At 54.1% G+C, this 18956-nt stretch carries 14 protein-coding genes and 1 pseudogene; 7 read left to right on the forward strand and 8 right to left on the reverse strand.

The window, feature by feature from the left end; genetic code table 11:
• Positions 1 to 329 precede the first annotated feature (329 nt).
• Positions 330 to 686 carry a cytochrome c biogenesis CcdA family protein gene (locus ABJM11_RS10970; RefSeq protein ID WP_223268841.1) on the reverse strand — a complete coding sequence of 119 codons (357 nt, stop codon included), beginning with the start codon at positions 684 to 686 and terminating at the stop codon, positions 330 to 332.
• 157 nt (positions 687 to 843) lie between these two features.
• Between ABJM11_RS10970 and ABJM11_RS10975 the strand changes: the two genes are divergently transcribed.
• Genes ABJM11_RS10975 through ABJM11_RS10985 form a run of 3 tightly spaced genes read left to right on the forward strand, consistent with a single transcriptional unit; the run spans position 844 to position 5610 of the window.
• Positions 844 to 1380, forward strand: coding sequence for a TetR/AcrR family transcriptional regulator (locus ABJM11_RS10975; RefSeq protein WP_014420756.1), 537 nt, complete (start codon positions 844 to 846; stop codon positions 1378 to 1380).
• Between the two features lie 23 nt (positions 1381 to 1403).
• Positions 1404 to 2558 (forward strand): efflux RND transporter periplasmic adaptor subunit, encoded by a 1155-nt coding sequence (locus tag ABJM11_RS10980; RefSeq protein ID WP_008172291.1) that lies wholly within the window; start codon positions 1404 to 1406, stop codon positions 2556 to 2558.
• 1 nt (position 2559) lies between these two features.
• The gene (locus ABJM11_RS10985) at positions 2560 to 5610 is read left to right on the forward strand and encodes an efflux RND transporter permease subunit (RefSeq protein WP_014420757.1); all 3051 of its coding nucleotides are present in this window, start codon (positions 2560 to 2562) and stop codon (positions 5608 to 5610) included.
• Positions 5611 to 5625: 15 nt separating this feature from the next.
• Here the strand turns inward: ABJM11_RS10985 and ABJM11_RS10990 are convergent, their stop codons facing one another.
• Positions 5626 to 6579 carry a LysR family transcriptional regulator gene (locus tag ABJM11_RS10990; protein WP_008172295.1) on the reverse strand — a complete coding sequence of 318 codons (954 nt, stop codon included), beginning with the start codon at positions 6577 to 6579 and terminating at the stop codon, positions 5626 to 5628.
• Between the two features lie 102 nt (positions 6580 to 6681).
• Between ABJM11_RS10990 and ABJM11_RS10995 the strand changes: the two genes are divergently transcribed.
• The gene (locus tag ABJM11_RS10995) at positions 6682 to 7722 is read left to right on the forward strand and encodes a zinc-binding alcohol dehydrogenase family protein (RefSeq protein ID WP_008172298.1); all 1041 of its coding nucleotides are present in this window, start codon (positions 6682 to 6684) and stop codon (positions 7720 to 7722) included.
• A gap of 89 nt (positions 7723 to 7811) precedes the next feature.
• Here the strand turns inward: ABJM11_RS10995 and ABJM11_RS11000 are convergent, their stop codons facing one another.
• Together ABJM11_RS11000 and ABJM11_RS22515 are read right to left on the reverse strand one after the other, a co-directional pair.
• Complete coding sequence (locus ABJM11_RS11000) at positions 7812 to 9140, reverse strand: TolC family protein (protein ID WP_181800106.1); 1329 nt, start codon at positions 9138 to 9140, stop codon at positions 7812 to 7814.
• A 347-nt stretch (positions 9141 to 9487) separates the two neighbouring features.
• A pseudogene (locus ABJM11_RS22515) lies at positions 9488 to 9598 on the reverse strand (IS5/IS1182 family transposase); the annotation flags it as partial.
• Between the two features lie 175 nt (positions 9599 to 9773).
• Between ABJM11_RS22515 and ABJM11_RS11010 the strand changes: the two are divergent.
• A complete protein-coding gene (locus ABJM11_RS11010) occupies positions 9774 to 10388 on the forward strand; it encodes a tyrosine-type recombinase/integrase (RefSeq protein ID WP_348294494.1) in 615 nt (204 codons plus the stop codon).
• A 364-nt stretch (positions 10389 to 10752) separates the two neighbouring features.
• Here the strand turns inward: ABJM11_RS11010 and ABJM11_RS11015 are convergent, their stop codons facing one another.
• On the reverse strand, positions 10753 to 12171 hold the full coding sequence (locus tag ABJM11_RS11015) for a GMC family oxidoreductase (protein WP_348294492.1): 1419 nt from the start codon (positions 12169 to 12171) through the stop codon (positions 10753 to 10755).
• 449 nt (positions 12172 to 12620) lie between these two features.
• On the opposite strand from ABJM11_RS11015, the gene ABJM11_RS11020 reads away from it, so the two are divergent.
• On the forward strand, positions 12621 to 13826 hold the full coding sequence (locus tag ABJM11_RS11020) for a radical SAM protein (protein ID WP_348294490.1): 1206 nt from the start codon (positions 12621 to 12623) through the stop codon (positions 13824 to 13826).
• A 30-nt stretch (positions 13827 to 13856) separates the two neighbouring features.
• Here ABJM11_RS11020 and ABJM11_RS11025 read toward each other — a convergent pair whose 3' ends face one another.
• Entirely contained in the window at positions 13857 to 14897 is a 1041-nt protein-coding gene (locus ABJM11_RS11025; RefSeq protein ID WP_348294488.1) for a hypothetical protein, read from the reverse strand.
• Positions 14894 to 15499, reverse strand: coding sequence for a hypothetical protein (locus tag ABJM11_RS11030; protein WP_348294487.1), 606 nt, complete (start codon positions 15497 to 15499; stop codon positions 14894 to 14896). The genes ABJM11_RS11025 and ABJM11_RS11030 overlap by 4 nt, the downstream gene beginning before the upstream one ends.
• A 745-nt stretch (positions 15500 to 16244) precedes the next feature.
• On the opposite strand from ABJM11_RS11030, the gene ABJM11_RS11035 reads away from it, so the two are divergent.
• Positions 16245 to 17273: a hypothetical protein gene (locus ABJM11_RS11035; protein ID WP_348294485.1), complete on the forward strand. Its 1029-nt coding sequence runs from the start codon at positions 16245 to 16247 to the stop codon at positions 17271 to 17273.
• Between the two features lie 160 nt (positions 17274 to 17433).
• Here the strand turns inward: ABJM11_RS11035 and ABJM11_RS11040 are convergent, their stop codons facing one another.
• The gene (locus ABJM11_RS11040) at positions 17434 to 18558 is read right to left on the reverse strand and encodes a pentapeptide repeat-containing protein (RefSeq protein WP_348294483.1); all 1125 of its coding nucleotides are present in this window, start codon (positions 18556 to 18558) and stop codon (positions 17434 to 17436) included.
• Positions 18559 to 18956: the final 398 nt, after the last annotated feature.

Raw genomic sequence — 18956 nt, forward strand, 5'->3', positions numbered from 1 at the left:
GCGGCCTTAGCGACAGTGGTTGGCGTTCTTGTTGAGGTGCCTTTGATGCTGGTTCTGGTTCGGATTGCCAATCAAACCCGGGGGCGGTTTCCGGCCTAGTTAGGGGCCGCTCAATAGGTCCACTTTTAAACAAAAGCGAACGTTCAAGATCCTCCACTGCGAACCGGTTTTTAATTCAGTCCTGAAGAACAATGAGCCGCTTCAATGGTTCGGCAATGCAAAGCCATTAGTTAACGAAATAGCGGCCCCATTTGTTCATGAAACCTGTTTATACGCAGTATTTGAGCATGAAGCCATGGACCGTTCCCTGTAGTTTGGCTGTAGGAAGCTCAACCAAGCCTTCCGAGAACCGGAAACGTCGACAACATCCACGACGCAAAGAGTGTCATCCGACCGGTGAGCACCATTACTCCCATTACAACGAGCACCAAGCCAGCAAGCGCTCTCAGCAGTCTACTCCAGCGACTGAGCCAGCGTACTCGTTGCCGAAAGTGTTCAATAAACAGGGCGGTTCCGAGAAAAGGAAGAGCCAACCCCAACGAATACGCCGCCAGATACAGCATGCCCGCCTCAGCATTGGCATGCGTGGAGCTGAGCGCCAATATGGCCCCGAGTATGGGGCCTATACAGGGTGTCCAGCCGATGGCAAACGCGGCGCCAATTCCCCAGGTTGCAAGATCAGGAATTTAGTCTTCAGTAGGGCACCTACTTCGGTATACGCCTATATTTTCGGTTTGAAAATAAGTGAACGTTCATTTATTTTAGGCCGACCAATTTGAAGCGTTGAGCAGACAAATGCGGCAAAGAGACGACTCGAAACGAATAGCCTTCCTGGAAGCTACCGTGAGGGAAGTAGCAGATCACGGTTTTTCAGCAACCTCGGTTGGCAAGATAGCCAAGGCTGCGGGTTTGTCACCAGCCACGCTGTACATCTATTACGAAGATAAAGAACAGCTTTTATTGGCGACATTTTATTACGTCAGCGATCAGGTCATTGATGCGGCGCTGGACAGTTTTTCTCGCGGGAAAGATCTGCGTGAAGGACTGCGACGCCAGTGGCACACACTGTTCCGGATCGGCCTTGAGCGTCCGGAACTATTCCGCTACCACGAGACGTTCACGCATTCTGCTTGGATGACTCCCGAGATCCAGGCACGAAACGAAAGCCGAGCCGCAAATCTTTTGAATGCAGTTGATCAGGGAAAGCAATCCGGGCTGATCAAACCGGTACCTTTTCCACTTCTCGAAACGTTTATGTTCCGCCCGATTTACCACCTCGTTCAACGATGCCTGCAAGGGTCGTTCGAAGGTACCGATGAGCATATCGAATTAGCGTTTAATATGGCTTGGGATGCGGTTGCCGATCGTCGGAATACCTAATTTTTTCTGGAGAGTGACGCGTTATGAAATTCAAGATGGTCAGTACCGCCATGCCCTTGAGAGGCCTACAAGCGCTTGCAATGCTTTCGAGCCTCCTGGTGATGGGATGTTCGGCGGAGGCGCCCCCTCTGACACAGCAAACTGTCTACCCGGTAAAGCTCATGACGCTGGAGCAGGCGCAGTCAGGCACGCTCAATCAGTATCCGGGCAGAGTCTCGGCGTCTGACCATTCAGAACTCTCTTTCAGAGTGGGAGGAGAGCTGACGGAGCTGGCCGTTAAAGCAGGCGACACTGTGGAAAAAGGGGAGGTCGTTGCCCGCCTGGACGATCGGGACGCAAGAACCCGCCTGGAAAACGCCCGGTCAAATTTCAATCTGGCACAGGCCACCTTCGAGCGAATGCGAATATCGTTGGAGCGCCAGGCCATCAGTCAGGCCCGTTTCGATGAGGCCGAGGCCGAGTACCTCTCTGCCAGAGCGCAACTGGCCAGCGCGGAGGACCAACTTTCCTATACCGTTCTCAAAGCGCCATTTGATGGCGTCATTTCACGGGTGCCGGTGGATGTCTTTCAGGTTGTATCAGCGCAGCAGGCCATTGCCGAACTGCAACGGCCCGGCTCTATCGACGTCTCGTTCCAGATGCCTGAACAACAGGTCCGCCGCCTTCAACCACAGAGATCCAGGAACGTTCGCGCCAATGGCAACACTATCGCGTGGGTACAGTTTCCCGAGCTTCCCGATAAACGCTACGCCGCGAGCTACAAAGAGCATGACAGCAATGCCTCTCAGGGGTCGCTCAGTTATGAGGTTACCGTAACGCTCCCTGAACCCGAGGACATCACAGTGCTTTCGGGGATGAGCGCGACCGTTCTGCTTGATTACGGCACATTGGCTGGAGAGAGCGCCCCGTCGTGGCTGATACCAACCGCGGCGCTTGTAACACCTGACGCAGAACCCGGCACTAGCGTGGTTTGGCGATACGTGGCTGCTGCCGATGGTGAGAATGGCGATAACACGGGCAGCGTCGAGCCGGTGGATGTCGAGCCGGGTAAGAAAATGAACGATGGCGTGCTTGTTCGGGGAGAGCTCAGCCCGGGCGACAGAATCGTGGTTGCCGGCGCTCACCGGATGAACAGGGATCGTTCGGTCCGTCCCTGGGAAAAAGAGGGCGGGCTCTGAGATGGTCGATTATTTTCTTGATCGGAAGTCCATCAGCTGGATGGTCACGCTGTTGCTTGGGGTTGGGGGCATGTTCGCGTTTCTGGGTCTTGGCCAGCTTGAATTCCCGGAGTTCACGTTACGTTCCGCCTTGGTGACCACCCAATATCCCGGAGCAACGCCTCTTGAAGTCGAGGAGGAGGTTACGCTGCCTCTGGAAAAAGCGATCCAGCAGATGCCGGGCATCGATGACATTACTTCGGTGAACTCGGACGGCTTGTCGCAGATTACTGTCCAACTCAAGAAGACGGTCAGAGAAGGGGAGTTAGACCAGTATTGGGATATCCTTCGGCGAAAGATTAATGATGCCCAGCCTGGTCTGCCACCAGGCGTGAACACGTCCATCGTGAACGATGACTTTGGCGATGTCTTCGGCCTGCTGCTCACGTTGCGTGGTGACGGCTACTCGCTGAAAGATCTTGGTGACCATGCGGATCTCATTCAGCGAGAACTGCGATTGTTGGAGGGCGTCGCAAAAGTCAGTATCGGTGGTCGTGTCGACGAGCAGATGATCGTGTCACTGGACCGTGACCGTATGCGTGCTCTTGGCATCTCGCCAGAATACCTGGCAAGCCTTCTGAATGCGCAGAATACGGTGGGCAACGCTGGCCACCTGCGCAGTGAAGGGCTGTCGTTATCCGTTCAGCCAACCGGTCAGCTTGATTCCGTTCAGGCACTTGAGCAACTGGCAGTTGGAAGCGCTGATTCGGGTATTATCCGGCTCAGCGATCTGGCCGAAGTTCGCAGGGTGACCAATGACTCACCCGCCTTGCTTTACCACTCTGACGGATTGCCTGCTTTGACCATCGGCGTGTCATTTGCAGAGGGCACCAACGTTGTTGATGTAGGTGAGAGTCTCAATGAGGCTTTGAAACGCCTGGAAAAACAGCAACCCATCGGCATGACACTGAACACAGTGTATAACCAGCCTGAAGTAGTCGAGGAGGCAGTATCTGCTTTTCTCATGAACCTTGCTCAGGCGGTGGGCATTGTCATTATTGTGCTTTTGCTGTTCATGGGGCTGCGAAGTGGCCTGCTCATGGGGCTGATCCTGCTGATTACCATCATGGGTACATTCGTGCTTATGGCAATACACGGTATTCAGCTCCAGAAGATTTCATTGGGTGCGCTGATCATTGCGCTGGGGATGCTGGTCGATAATGCCATCGTCGTCACCGAGGGCATGATGATTGGCCTTTCCAAGGGCAAGTCCAAAAGGCAGGCAGCCAAAGAAGTGGTCTCGCAGAACCGGTACCCGCTGCTCGGCGCTACCGTGATTGCCATTACGGCCTTTGCTCCTATCGGCCTTTCACCAGACACCACCGGAGAATTCATTGGCTCCCTGTTCTGGGTTCTGTGCTACTCGCTTTTCCTGAGCTGGCTGACGGCACTCACTCTGACCCCGTTTTTCTTTGATATGTTCTATCCCGACAAGCTCGAGAGTGTCGGGCAGTCATCCGATAACGACCCCTATAAGGGAATTGTTTTCGTCGTCTTCCGCCGCCTGCTGACCTACGCGATTCATTATCGCTTCGTGACATTAACACTTGCGATCGCGCTTCTGGCTGGGGTTCTATCGTTCTCGGGACAGGTTAAGAATGCTTTCTTCCCGAATGCCACAACGCCACTCTTCTTTGTTGACCTTTGGTTGCCCGAGGGCGCCGACATCTTGCAAACCGAAGAGACCGTAAAGCGGCTGGAATCGCGCGTGAATGACATGGACCAGGTCGTTCAGGTGACCAGTGTCACCGGTGGCGGAGCCCAGCGTTTTACGTTGACGTATTCACCGGAGCAGCGATACGCCAGTTTTGGCCAATTGATCGTAGAGACCCGGGATAAGGCGTCGAGAGAGGCCCGTATGGAGGAAGTCATTGAGCAACTGCGTACAGACTTCCCGAACGTGCATTACAAAGTGCAGGCTTTGCAGGTGGGGCCCTCAGCCAAAGCCAGTCTTGAAGCTCGTATCTTTGGAGAAGATCCCGAAGAACTCCGGAAAATCGGTGTGCGCGTGCAGGCAATTTTTGAAAATGAACCTCTGGCCGACAGCGTGCGCTTGTCCTGGGGTAATCGGGAAGCCGTGATCGTACCGGAGTTCCTCGAAGAACAGGCCCGGCGCCTTGGCGTATCTCGCGAATCACTGCACCAGGCGTTGTTGCTGAATAATCAGGGGCAGCAGGTTGGAGTGTACCGTGAGGGGAGCGACCTCATTCCGATCATTATGCGGTCAAGAGAGGAGCAGCGTTTTGACATCGAAAACCTTACCTCGATCAATGTCTGGAGTGAAGAGCAGGGCCGCTATGTCAGCGCGGGCAACGTCATCAATGCCATCAATACGGAACTGCGGGATCCGTTGATAAAACGCAGAAACAGGGAGCGGATGTTGGCGGTTTATGCCGAACCCATGCCTTTGTCGGGGGAGACGGCGGCGAGTGTGCTGGAGAGGATCCGCCCGCAGGTCGACGCGCTGGAGCTTCCCCACGGCTATTCGATTGAGTGGGGTGGAGAGTACGAGACCTCATCCGAAGCTCAGACTTCGCTTTTCTCCTCGCTGCCTCTTGGACTGCTGGGGATGTTCATTATTTCGATGCTGTTGTTCGGTAGCTTCCGACAGGCTCTGTCTATCTGGATGATTGTTCCTCTCATGATGATTGGAATCATTGGTGGACTGGTATTGCTCGGCGCGCCTTTTACATTCATGGCGCTGCTCGGGACTCTGAGTCTGATCGGTATGGTACTGAAGAATGCCATTGTGCTGGTTGAGGAGATCAATATTCAGTTAGAACAGCAGGATGATGCATTCACTGCGGTGGTTGAGGCCGCGGTAAGCCGGGTACGACCTGTGCTTATGGCGGCCGTAACCACCATGTTGGGAATGATTCCTCTGTTCAGCGATGCCTTCTTCGCGAGCATGGCGCTGGTTATCGTGTTCGGTTTGGGTGTTGCAACGGTATTGACGTTAGTGGTGCTGCCAGTGGTGTACTGCACGTTAATGAGAATTTCTTATCATCAATAACGCACCCGCTGTTTTTCAGGCGTCTTTTTTTCCTCCGGACAAGCGATCCGGAGGAAAAAAGCCTCCGGCAATCATTGCATTCATCAGTTCGCCTACTTTTGCACGCAGGTCATCCCTCAACAACCTCATTGCCGGCGTTATTGACTGTCGGGTAGGACAAATCAGCCACAGCTCGGATACCGGCGGCGCATAGTCCGGCATGATTGTGGTGACACGGCCTGCAAGCAGATCATCCGACATATCAAGACACGATTTTATCGCAAGACCGCGACCAGCGACGCACCACCGGCGAACCAGATCGCCATCGTTTGAGGCGCGATCGCCCGTCATTTTGACTCGATATTCCTCGTCTCCCCGTTTGAACGTCCAGAGGTCAAATGGGATGTCCTGCAACTGATAGAACAGTCCGTTGTGGTTCTCAAGGTCATCAGGATGAATGGGGCGACCATGACGCGAAAGGTAATCAGGAGATGCGCAAAGCAGGCGCGGCACATCGCAAATTTTGAAGCCATACAGGTTGGTGTCACTGGGCGCGCCGTAGCGAAGCGCCATGTCGACCGAATCCCGGTAAAAGTCCACGTTGGTGTCAGTAATCTGAACTCTGAGATTCAAACCTGGATGCGTTGCCATCAATTCGTCGATCCAGGGCACAACGCGGTTACGACCAAGATCGGATGAAACCGAAAGCCGGATTTCGCCTGTTACAGAGTCAACTTCAGATCGAAGGTTCTGTTGCGCCTGGCTCAACAAGTCAATCGCTTGTTTGCAGTGAGGCAAGTATTTCTCGCCGGCGGCAGATAACCGCAACCTTCGCGTGGAGCGTACGAATAACTCTACACCCAGCTCCTGTTCTACGCGCTTTACTGCGGCGCTGGCTGTGGCAGCTCGCATATCAAGGCTGGTGGCGGCAGCGGTAATGTTGCGGAATTCAGCGACCCTCAAAACCACGATCAGATCATCAAGACTCATTTTCAAAAATTCTTTGAATATGTTTAACAAATTTTCCCGTTTATCCGAGTGTAAACGGCGACCATACTGTGCGCTACTCGAAAGTCATTGCGGAGACAGATAATGAAAGCTGTTGGATATCGGGAATCTCTTCCTATCGAAAACCCTGATGCGCTGCAAAATGTTGAGATGGAACGTCCCGTCGCAAAAGGCCGGGACCTGCTGGTCAGAGTCAAAGCCATCGGCATGAACCCTGTTGACTTCAAGGTACGCCAGCGGGCGGAGCCGGAACCAGGCCAGATCAAAGTACTTGGATGGGATGCCGTTGGAGAGGTAGTGGCAACAGGCGAGGGCGCTTCACTCTTCAAAGAAGGTGACACCGTATTTTATGCCGGTGACGTTACCCGTCAGGGCAGCAACGCCGAATACCAGGTTGTCGATGAGCGTCTGGTTGGTCGGAAGCCTGCCAGCCTGTCCGACGCCGATGCTGCAGCGTTGCCCCTGACCACGATAACAGCATGGGAAATGCTGTTTGACCACCTGCAACTTGAGCGACAGTTGGCTGGGTCCATCACTCCAAGCGACGACGTGGTCCTTGTGATTGGCGCCGCAGGAGGCGTGGGTTCAATTCTAGTTCAATTGATCAAACAGCTAACAGGCGCGAAAGTACTCGCTACGGCATCTCGCCCGGAATCGAAGGCCTGGGTTGAATCATTGGGTGCGGATTTTGTTCTGAATCACCGTGAACCCTTGCAGCCCCAGATCGAAACACTGGTGTCTGCTGGCAAAATTGGTTCTGTAACCCATGTGGCCAGTCTTAACGCCACAGATCAATACTTCGACGATTATGTGGCGGTGCTTAGGCCGTTTGGAAAGATTGCCATGATCGACGATCCCGCAAGTCTGGACGTAATGAAAATCAAGCCGAAGAGTCTGTCATTACACATTGAATTCATGTTCGCCCGCTCAATGCACCAGGCGGATGATATGCAGGTTCAGCACGACTTGTTGAATGAGGTCTCACGGCTTGTAGATCAAGGCTTCATCCGCACAACTGCAGGGAAGCACCTCGGAGCGATCAACGCCGAGAATCTACGTGCCGCACACGCCGAACTGGAATCAGGAACCGCCGTTGGCAAGATTGTGCTGGAGGGTTTTGCCTGACGTAAATTCCAACTCACCGGCTCGTATAACAAACCATGCGTTCCGATCACGGAACTACCCCGATAGACATGGCATACCAGAGCCGGCCGTCAGCTTGCTTTTTCAGTTTGGCTCCACTGCTTGGGTGACAGGCCATACAGGCGTTTGAACTCCCGGCTGAACTGAGACGAGCTCAGGTAACCCACGTCCATGGCGGCAACGCTGACGTTTTGGCCTTCAGCAATTTTCATCGCGGCCTTGTTGAGCCGCATGGATTTCAGAAACTGAATGGGCGACATGTTTGTCGCCTGTTTGAATTTGCGATGGAACACCGCCCGGCTCATGCCAGCCTGATCAGCCAGGTCTTCAATTGTGACAGTTTTGTCCAGGTTGGATGACAGGAACTCAATCGAGCGGGCGATTTCGTTCCCAACACCAAATGCGTTTCTGAATGAATGGCCGGCTTCACCTTTCAGTAATTCGTAGTAGAACTCATGCAAACGGCTCAGGGGTGCCGTTAGCTGACCGAGCAATGACCACACCGGGTTGCGCAATAGGGCGTCACTGGGCGATGTGCCTGTTTCGCTAAGCGCTGTTTCCAGGTTGATGGATGGCAGCATGTCCTTGTAGGCAACGGACGTTCGAAAATCATTTGCCCTGATAGCCATATAGGCCGCTTTAAGGTCCGGGCGACGCTGCAATGTTTGCTCTGCAAGGTCGGACAGGGGTAAAAGAACCTGCGGATAGTCGGCGGAAATGACCGTGCTAGCCTGGCTTCGCCCGAGCAACAGGTTCAACGCCCTTTGCTGTTGCTGCAGGGATTCCTGAACTGCAATCAATGTCGCCCTGGCACTGGCCGCAGAGCTTTGGGCGCTGTCCAGATCTTCAAGGTCACCCAGTCCCGAGCGGTAACGCTGAAGAATCCACTGTTCGTTTTTTTCCAATAGCTCCGCGCGTTGCTTTTCGATGGCAACGGAGCGATTCAGATTCACCAGTTTCAACCAGCCCTGCATGACCTCGGCTGCGAGCGTATCCCGCGCAGCTTGGTAGAGAGCCAGCTGTTCAGCAACGTCACTGGCGGCAGCCGACGCCTCATCAGAAATCTTCGACCACAAATCCAGCTCCCAGCTGATGCTGACGGTGCCGGTGTAGGCAGTATCTAGACCGTCAGTGTTATTCGCGACGAATCCAGCCTCGACGTCGGGGAGTTGATCCGCCTGAGTCGCTCGGTATTGAGCACGGAGAATTTGGAGTGAAAGCCGTGTTTGCTGGAAATCAGGATTGGCCGCGCGCGCTTCGACAATAAGCGCGTCCAGGTCATGGCTGTTGACCAGCTCATTCAGGTAGGCTGTTTCGAGACCAACCTCCATCTCAAACTTGGAGACGACGTTCTGACGCTCGGAATCGGCCTGAGCGAGATAGTCCGTTCTCGTGGACAACGAACTGCAGCCTGCAATAACCAGGCAGCATAAAGCAGTCAGCACTACTTTCGAGCAGGGCAAGCGATACATAGGTAAAGTCCATTCGGGCGCGGTCAAATCTGCGGTAAACGACGGGATACAGACTATCTAGGAGGTGGTTAATGGAGGGTTAAGACCTTCATGGACCTGCCTATTATCTACGGCGACGACCAATGGATGCTCCATGAAGAACAGGGCCATGCGCGTGTCACGAAGACCAAAGAAGCATTCGAAGCAGCCGCCGCCCCGACGTGGCGGAAGAGTACAAGAACTACTGCGGTGAAGGACGCATAAAATGGCTTAAAAACGGCGAACCTGTCACTCCGCATGTTGCTGAGCGCCGCGAACAGGTAGAACAGGTTGGTGTTCTTCGACAGGCTGCGATCGCGGACTTTGGCATAACTTAACTGCCGCTTGATGGTGCGAAAGGGATGCTCCGAGTTCAAAAAGTCCGTCAACTGGACCAGAGTGTTCCAGTGCAATTCCACGAATCGGCCCGTTAGGCTGGCGCTATCTTCCAAGCTGAATGTTCGCTTTGCGACCAGGTTGGCCAGCAGAGAGCAATCTTCTGAGCCATACTTAAAGGCCCTTACCCTCCAAGAGGGCCACGTCATGACATTTCCTATCAGCAAAGCTCCCTGGAACAAGGGAAAGCTCGTTGGCCAGAAGTTACCGCTCAAACTCGAACAAATATGGGCTATCCGCATTCGATTAGAGATTGCAAAGAACATTCGCGAGCTGGCGATGTTCAACATGGCGATTGATTGCAAACTCCGATCCTGCGATATGGTGAAGCTTCTGGTTCGAGATATTTCCAGAAACGGTGAGGTTATGGATCGGGCGCAAGTCATCCAGCAAAAAACCAGTCAGCCTGTCCAGTTTGAGATAACCAAAAAGACCCGCGAATCGGTCGAAGCGTGGATCGAATTGCGCGGACTCTCAGGAATGGATTATTTGTGGCCGAGCCGGATGCGAAAGTTTGACCATATCACTACTCATCAATACGCCCGTCTCGTCAAAAAGTGGATAACCAGCATTGGACTTGATCCCTCAGTCTACGCAACCCATTCAATGAGACGTAGCAAAGCGACATTGATCTATAAGAAGACCAAAAATCTTCGAGCCGTACAGTTGCTATTGGGACACACAAATATGTCGAGCACCGTGCGATACCTCGGCGTCGAGGTTGAAGATGCTCTGGAGATAGCTGAGAGTATTGAGATCTAAAGGCGTAACTTGACCTTAGTTGAGCGTAGTTTACTCTCCCATAATTCGACCGCAACTGTTAGGAAATGAGTGTCCGGAAATCGGACAGCGACTAGGTCGTTGGCGTCTTCTAATCTTTTTCATGAGATAACGGTAGCCCCCGCTTCCCGGGGCTATAAGGCGCCAGTTTTAATCCCATTGGATCGGTCTGTGTATCAGCAGCTGTCAGGAGTTACGATAGACCCTATTAGTGCTGGTGGTAATCCCCCCGGAAACTTTCTGATCCACAAGACTCGAACAGCGCCGTCAATGATCCTCGAAGCCGTGCCCCCTTGACTAGCACGCTTAGGGTGTTTTCGGAAGGACGGGCCATCGCCGATGACGTTTAGGACGCCATTCGATTGCCCAATTGATCAACTAGGTGCCGCGCAAGACGCAGCGTCAGGGCGAGCACGGTGACGGTCGGATTGGCCCAGCTAACCGTGGGTAAAACGCTCCCACCGGCGATGTAAAGGTTGTCGATGCCGTGGACTTTGCAGTTTTCGTCAACGACGCCATCGCGCGGATGCTTCGACATCCGGGTGGTACCCAGCTGGTGATTGGAATGAAGGATCTCGTCGGACACACCAACTGAGCCCGTGAGCATACCGATGCCGTTACGCAGTAAGCAGTCGGCAAGCAGGTCGCCGAAAATTCGGTGTGACCGTCTGTCGATTTCTGAAAGCTCCCAATGCAGGCGCACGCGCGACAGCCCGAATCCGTCTTTCTCGCTCGTCAGGGTCAGGCGACTGCTGGCGTTCGGGGCCTGCTCAAAGAATAGCCCGACTCTCGGCGCCGCATTCGCGTCCATGGCGGGTGTCCTGTAAAAGTGCGCCCTTGCGTTCAATACGCCGAGCCGTGCCTGCGCGTCGGCACGGAGTCCAGCACAATACGTGAATTTGCGGCCATCTCTGGTGCTCGCTACTCCAGTCCACCTTGCGAGCGCAGGGTTCGGCGCCAGCTCTATTCCTTCAACGGAAACGTGCGGATGCTCCATGAACCATCGGCCGACATTATCGTGTGCGTTTCCTACGCCCTCCGGGGATCGGTCTTTCGATGCGAGCATCAATCGTGGGGTCTCGATGCCTCCAGCGGCGATAATGAAATACTTCGCGGTAATGGTGCCGGAAGCACCAGCGAGAGTGCGCACGGTGAGGCGGGCGACAGTATCGCCGTCGTCAGTTAATTGGATGCTGGTCACGCATCCGTTGATCAAAACATCTATTGAGTCGGAGCGCTCCAGGAAATGTCGATTCTCTCCGGCAAAGTCAGCTTTAGGCTCGCCGAATCGCCAGATCCCTGGAAGAAAGTTATTATCGTCAAGTCGCAAGAAGACGTACTCACCGTGCGCCTCGAAGGCATTCGGGTCGAAACAGCCGTCCCGTACATGAAGTCGTTTTGCCGCTTCCCAATAGTGTTCAATAAGCTCGGCTGCGTCGAGCGGCCATCCGCTGTTGACGACCCACGGTCTAGTGTCGAAGTCGATAGGGTCGAACACCGCGCAATACCCGGCCCAGAGCGCGGTGGCGCCCCCCAGCTGCCGAGCTCGCGTTTCGGTCAATGGATAGTGGAGGCCGCTAACATAACCCGCCAGGCAATCGTCGCCGGCTGAGCTTGCTTCGTTGCCGCCTGCTTCCAGTAGCAGCACGCTGTAATGGGCGCCCAGAGCGCGTGCCAGAGTGATGCCGGCAGGACCCGATCCGACGATGGCGATGTCGGCATTTCGATTCAGTGCAACGGACGGATCCAACGCATCGTAGATCATGGCTCTGCTCCTTTGCAGGCTGAAGTTGCGTACAAGGGGCTGCTTGGAATCTTCCGGAATCGGCGCGGGAAACGATTGGCATCGCCCACACATCCATATGTTTGCGCGGTTGATTTACCTTCCCGCGTCTGCAACTATTAAATAGATTACCGTGGCGCAATATGCAGCGCGTCTGCTTTCGGAATCATCGTAAATTCTATCACTTTAGCTCAAGGAGAGATTTATGAATTCGAAATATCAGCTTGCGTCACGTCTTGCGAATGCTTCGGCTTTATTGCACAAAGGATCTGTGAAAGCGGTAAGACTGACCGACAAAGCCCGAGCCGACGGTAAGGTGCAGGCCAGCTGGGGCTCAGCAATGCGGCGTTGACACTCTTTCATTCTGGTTGGTGTTCATGACGATCGATTTGCGATCGTCATGACCCCACCTGCGAAGCTAAGGTGCTATCGTGGCCCCCCTCAGCAAGTTCAATCTGAAACCAGTAGAGCAGCTCGTTCTACAAGGCACGTCTTTCTGCAATATTGACTGTACCTATTGCGATCTCAGCCCAGAAAGCCGACGAACTAAATCCCAAATGCCGATCGATCTGGCCCTGAGACTGGTCAGCGAACTTATTGGCGAAGGATTGCTCGGGCCCGAGTTAGTCGTTGTCTGGCATTCCGGAGAACCGTTAACCCTTCCGCCCGACTATTATGCGGAAGCGATTGAAGCGATTACCACTCTTTGTCAAAAGCATGCGCCCGAAGTGTCAGTGACGTTCGATTTTCAGACCAATGCCACGCTTATCGACGATGCCTGGTGCGATTTTTTCGAAAAGTATGCCTCGGTGGTCAACCTCGGTGTCAGCTGCGACGGACCTGAAGAACTTCACGGCGCCTTTAGGGTCGACAGAAAGGGGCGGAGTACCTTTGATAGCACGATGCAGGGAATGGATGCGCTCGATCGCAGGGGAATCAAATACAATGTGATCGCTGTCGTTACGAGAAGGACATTGGCGAACCCCGAGGCATTCTTGGATTTCTTTTTCAATCGGCGCCGTTCCCTGACCGATTTTCATATCAACGTGTTGGCCAGTCCCATTGCTGACGGTGGGGATTTGCAGTACGGTTCGACTGACAGAAGCACGTTTTGCCAGTTCTATCGCCGCATGTTCGCTTGGTGGGAGGCAAAGCGAACGGCGGGTGAAGACTTCCCGATTCGGAATCTGTCCCAAGCTCTCGAACGGCTTGAGATGTACGGTCGACCCAATGCTCCGTGTTACGTGCGCGAGACGAGTGCGCCACTGCGTTCGCTCAACTTGGATACAGCAGGCAACCTGACGACTTTCTATGCGGGTCTGGACATCGCAACGGAGGCGGACCGCTATGGCGACGGCGCAGGGCTATCGCTCGGTAACATTAGATGCTCCTCGCTTGCTGACATGCTTCGTTCGTCAAAACTCGCGATGATGATGGACGATTTCAACAGTAGCCATCGGTGGTGCGCCGAGAAATGCGAGTACTTTTCCGTCTGTCCGGGGGGGTTTGAGCTGATACAGTGGCGCGATAAGGATAATGTTGGCCGCGATACGCCGGAAACGGTGGAATGTGTCATCCACGCGAAGGCTTTGACCGACGCCGCGCTGGATTTCATCGATTCCTCTGACCGTAGCTAGCACACCGAGTTGTATGGACGCAGTCAGTCGTCAGTCAGTTGAGTCGCCGCGGTCCGTCGAGGCGGCCGACCCATCTTTAATGTACTCGTTCAGAGCATTTAGGAGCCAGTTCCAGTGATGGGCGCAACAGAAGCCCGGAGAGGTGGCGATGATCCAGCGTTCGACTTTGGCTCCAGTGCGGGCCAATGCCTCGAAGAATGTTTCCATCCGTTCGGATGCCCGCCCGCGCAATGCGTCGATGGATAACGCAGGCACAGCACCAAGGTTGCCGTTGTAGTCGTTGATGAAGTAATCCAGATCTATATGGACGACAAGTCGGCCTTCGGGAAGTGAACGCAAAAGGCGAGTTGCATCGTCACTGCAGACGTATGTGCCCAGTTGATCCGCTGATTGCCGTGTTCGTTTTTCAATACTGGCAAAACGGGCATTCGGGAGCAGGGGGTGTGCAACTGAACGGCTCACGACAGCGGACCGTTTTTGGCGGCTGTCGGCTACATTATTTAAATGCAGGACGTGAACTGGTTGCGGAAGGTAGTAGAGCGCGGTTACAAAGCTACCAATTCCGACTGCGCCGCTGCGAATGGCAGCTGGCCAGTCGGCCGGCCTGGCTGGATTGAACGGCTGGCAGGCACCGGGGTCAATGAGGCCATCGGGCGTCAGCACCAACAAGGTGTCCATCATGTCCGTATGGTCATCGAGATGGATCATTACGAGCGGTTCCGGCGAATTGCTTGCCGCCAGACATTGGGAGACGAAGTAACCGGTCCAGCTATCCTCCATGCATAAATCGTAGTCGGCTAGTCGCGCATGGAATCGAGCGAATTCGCCTTCAGTCACCGAGGCGGGAAGCGAGTAAGCGTTGTCGGCAAGATGTGGGTCGGCATCATGGTGCCCGAGATCCGTCCCAGACAGCACCAGTCGCAACCGATCAAGGTCAACGGTTATCTTCGTACTGCGGGCAAAGACCTGTAATTGGTCATGAACCTCCACCTCACCGAGCTCGCGATAGGCATCGCGATCCAGCGTCAGGGCAGACTCGATTGCCGCTTCGGATTTGTCACAATAGGTCATACCCGAAAGGCTCCATCTAGAAGTCCTTGTGAAACCGCAGCGCCACTGCTGATCATTTCGGGCCTTGGATCATCCACCCATCGGGGGAACGCCTGCCGTACCTGCCGGTACACAACCCGGCACGTCTGGCGCAGTTTGCCGCCGCAACCCAATACGTCGTCGCCGTGTTCGATCAGCGTCCAGTTTGGCCAAACGGGATCTCTGGCTGCGCGTACACGCCGGAACGCCTCGGACGGTGAGTACCCCAATCGCACGAGAAGGATCGCCGCTGCCGCCGCCGAGCGCGAGCGCCCCAAGTGACAGTGCACCAACAAGTGTGACAACTCCCCGTCGTCCAATGCATCCGCGTAGCGACAGAGCGCCATGGCGTCTTCTCGCCCCGGTGCGCGCCTGCCTTCGGTTGAATCGAGCGCGTCGTGTAGTTCCAGAACTAAGTGACGGCCTTCGCCGTGAACCTGGGCGGTGCGCGGCAGCACCGTGCCCGGGTCGACGAGCGAAACGACATGGCTTACAGCCGTTGGCACCCCTTGGTTAATTTCCTCCAAACCGAGCACGGAAAGGCGGAACTCGGACGACACGCGCGACATTGTCGCTTCTTTCACTTGGACCACCTCCGGCTGGTTTACAATTGAAGTCCACCTGCATGAGTCGTATAAACCCGGAGCATTAAAAGGTCTGACTTGAATTGCACTTAGTTAAACATAAGTATCTATTTTCCATAAAAAAAGAACTGGAAGAGGATAGGCTTAAAATTGCGAGACCCTACCGGTTTATCCCCTCAGCCTATATCAATGCATGCTACTTGCACATACTTCCATCAGCAATTCAATCGGGCAACGCCCACCGGGGCAGCTGTAACCGCTTTCACAGCTGCCGTCGGGTCTATTTGCTTACCCGCAACACATTGCTTGAGGCAGTGGAGGAATTATTGCCGACTTACCGAGATGGCACGGAAGAAATCTGATTGTATTTGTTAGGCTACAATTGAATTTGGCTGCTGGTGGTTCAATCGGTCTTCATGGCGGACATCACGTCGAGAGCCGAGAAACAAAGGCCAAAGCTTTATCCGCACCTGACTGAGCGCAGAACTCAGGCGCGAAAAAAATAATGTGGAAATATAACTGCCCTAAAAGCAAAAGGCTTAACTAAGTGCCATTCAGATCGGACTTGCCCACTCCCTTGTCAATCGCTAGATATCGTTTCGGCTTCGCTCTAATGGGGCCGATCCTTGCTGAATGTTGCCATACTTTATACACCTACCTTCGTGCAGCTGCGGATGGTGACGGTTCGCGTGCTTTGTACTGCGCGCGAGGCGGATTGACTTTAAAGCGTGCTCTGGAGTTATTCTTGGCTCGTATCGAGCGGGCACCACCTATCGCCGGTACAGATTTCATGGTGTCACGGCTCGCCGCATCGCGACTGGCGCTTGAAGTCTGTCCACAAAGGGCCGCGCCGCTGCTTGCGCTGGAGTTCGAAGGGAGCAGCTGTGCGATGGTGGCTTCCGTGCTTTCAGGTACGGCCGTCCCGAGCCGCGGTGTCTGGGCACAGCCGTACCAATATGAGCGGCTGTTCGAGTTAATGTCTGTCGATCCATTGGGACGCCGCGCGCGCGCAGCGATGATTGAACAGGCTACATTGCTGCGGGCACATATTGCGTCTATCAGCGGCAATGCCCGAACGCTGCACGTCGTCGATACCGGCGTGTTTGGGTCGATCGGCCATTATCTGGCGCTCGGACTGTCGGATAAAGAGGTGCGTCCGGTTATGCTGTTCCGTGCAAACTACAAGCGGCGCGCCGGATTGGTGCTTCCACCCGCCACCGGGCTTGTGTGCGATCAGGACGATTATACTCCTTGGAAACCCAGAAGTGTGTCGCGTCTCTACTGGCCTCTTATCGAGGCCTTTTTCGAGCCAAGTTTGCCGAGTGTCCGTCTCTACAGGCGAGCCGACGACGGAGAAGTGCTCTCCGACCTGCAGAAACCGGACTGGCAAGCGAGTCTATCGTCGGACAGCGATTCGATCAGGGCCGGCGCGTTCGACTATCTTCGGACCCTCAACCCTGGCTCTGAAGCGGCGATCCTTGAACGATCGACCAGGGCTTGGCGCGCTCTTCGCAGGCGCATTGTGTATCCTACATCGGAAGACGTTCTCTTGCTCGGCGTCAGTCCGCGCAGCCTCGATTTCGGGGTCGACGATCTGGTGATTTTCGGGGAGCCTGTTTCAAACGCGAGCCCATTGCGCCGGATCGCCGAAGTGCGGGACTCGATCTGGCCTGAAGGTGAAATTCGAAGACTGTTTCCGAAGACGGCTGGTATTTGGTTACATCTGATCGAGGTGAGTCGGACGATCGCCAGTGCCTACCGCGCTGTGCGATAGTTAACGAGGACTGAGGGTTCTAGCGTTACGCTCGAACAGCACTCAATTTTCAAAGCCACGCGTGACGGCATTGCCTGTTTGGCATTATCCGCTCCCGCGGTGATGATGGCGCGCAAATTGATTGCGTACAAATGCTTTTGGAATACTCGATTTTTGCAAACTATCGATTTATTCTGACGTCATTGATCGTTATGAGCTTCTTTCCGGGCCTCCAAAAGTGTGGGTCGCCGCTAAAATGCTCCTCGTAAGCCTGGAAGAAAGCAGAGCGTAACTCTTCCGAATCTTTTTCTGTGTCTTCTGCCTCAAACCAGTGGATTGGCGGAGCCATTCCATCCGGCAACTTCGTTTCCCCGCATCCAAATTTGACTCCGTACGCCGAGTCGAGCATTTTCGGAGTAATATTCGTGTCACTTAAATCTGCTCCTCTCAGTATGGCCCCGTATAATAGGCATTCGTGAAAATCTGCGGACTGGAATTTCGCCCCCTCCAGCGAAGCTTGACGAAGATCAGTGTGTTGCAGCCTGGCATATCGTAAATCTGAGTTGTCGAAATCTACGAAAGGCAATCGCAGCGCATTGAGATTGCTTTTACGCAACACTGAATCAGAAAAGTCTAGGGGAACTTCTAAATTCATTTCATACACGATTCGTTCTTCGGGTCTCTTTCCCAGCATATAAAGAGCTGCTTGAATGTCGACCTCTGGCGGATAGCTTTCGCCACCGTCATCGCCGACCATTTGACTCAGCGAATTCAGTCGCACATAGGCACACATGGTTTCAACAACTCTGACATGATCTGGCAGGCTATCTTCAGAGATGCGTTGCAAAGTGTAAAGCCCGCCCAGGCGAACCTCAATGTTAGGCTGCTCCTCTTCCCAGTTGACCCTCTCATCCCCCTTGGTCACCGTCTGGCTCCGCGGAACGCGCCGCACAGCACCTATCTGATCGACCGCTTTCGAAAATCGATCTGTAATCATTCGCTCCTGCGCCGTTTGAACCTGGTCAAATGCGATCTTTGATCGCCAGACAACTAAGGGTGCACCTAGAAATGCAGCCAATACGAGACCTAAATTCCGAATTATTGCGCTTTTGTCATCGGGATTCATGCCATCGGGGTCTTTGGCTAGAAGAACTTCAAGAAATTCTTTCGCCACCAGGCCCCCCACGTACAAATAGAAAAGAAATGCTCCGACGGCCAGCAGACACAAGAACGTGCTGACAACGCTCCAGTAAGGAGGGTGCTCATAAACTTTGATAAGAAATTTACTTATGTAGTTGCCCTGCATTCTTGATCTCCCTGATCGCCAAAGTGGACTTACCCCGGGGCGGTGGGGGCAACTACATAGCCTATGAGTAGAGCATAGGAGGAGGCGCCATAAATAGCTAAAGTTGCACTGCGGAATTCACGAACGAAGCGGTCCGACTAGTAATGGAAAGGCAATATCGAAGTGTTTTATAACCATATCCGACGTCATGCGCATCTGCGGGCGTCCACCCATAGGCGCATGCAATGGCCTTCGTTTGAGGCTAGGAAGTGGTGGGCGCGGCGATTTTCAACCCAGTTGTCCAAATAACCGCGTTTAAGCGGCCAATTTATTGCGCTCAATTTCCTGCAACTTGCCAGGGTTAAGCGATACCGGTCCGGTCACTTCCCAGTTCCGGGTGGGGCCAGACCAGCGCCGTG

This window comes from Marinobacter sp., assembly GCF_039977835.1.
Classification (GTDB): domain Bacteria; phylum Pseudomonadota; class Gammaproteobacteria; order Pseudomonadales; family Oleiphilaceae; genus Marinobacter.